This is a genomic window from Acinetobacter sp. AC1-2 (assembly GCF_016124155.1).
Taxonomy (GTDB): domain Bacteria; phylum Pseudomonadota; class Gammaproteobacteria; order Pseudomonadales; family Moraxellaceae; genus Acinetobacter; species Acinetobacter calcoaceticus.
The window spans coordinates 1-675 of record NZ_JABFFO010000019.1; the positions used below are offsets into that span (position 1 = coordinate 1).

The 675-nt window shown below is 53.3% G+C and carries 1 protein-coding gene; it reads left to right on the forward strand.

Features of this window, described 5'->3' with window-relative positions; translation table 11 throughout:
• Window positions 1-675: Ig-like domain-containing protein (locus tag HL290_RS18425; protein WP_227602329.1), on the forward strand; the 675-nt coding region annotated here is incomplete at both ends.

The window sequence follows — 675 nt, forward strand, 5'->3', positions numbered from 1 at the left end:
CAGATGTGACCTTGGCAGGCGGTACTTTAGCTGGCTTGAGCACAGCAGATGGCGGTTTGACCTGGACAGCGACCTTCACCCAAGATGGCAGTGCAACAGCACCGAGCATCAGTGTGGCGGATAACACTTATACTGACCTTGCAGGTAACTTAGGTACAGGCGCAAGCTTGGCTGGCCTGACTTCAGATGTAGTGGCACCGACGCTTGCGATCAGTGCAACTGACCTGAATCTTGGTCTTGGTGAAAGCACGACAGTAACCTTCACCTTCAGTGAAGCAGTAACTGGCTTTGATGCAACAGATGTGACCTTGGCAGGCGGTACTTTAGCTGGCTTGAGCACAGCAGATGGCGGTTTGACCTGGACAGCGACCTTCACCCAAGATGGCAGTGCAACAGCACCGAGCATCAGTGTGGCGGATAACACCTATACTGACCTTGCAGGTAACTTAGGTACAGGCGCAAGCTTGGCTGGCCTGACTTCAGATGTAGTGGCACCGACGCTTGCGATCAGTGCAACTGACCTGAATCTTGGTCTTGGTGAAAGCACGACAGTAACCTTCACCTTCAGTGAAGCAGTAACTGGCTTTGATGCAACAGATGTGACCTTGGCAGGCGGTACTTTAGCTGGCTTGAGCACAGCAGATGGCGGTTTGACCTGGACAGCGACCTTCACCC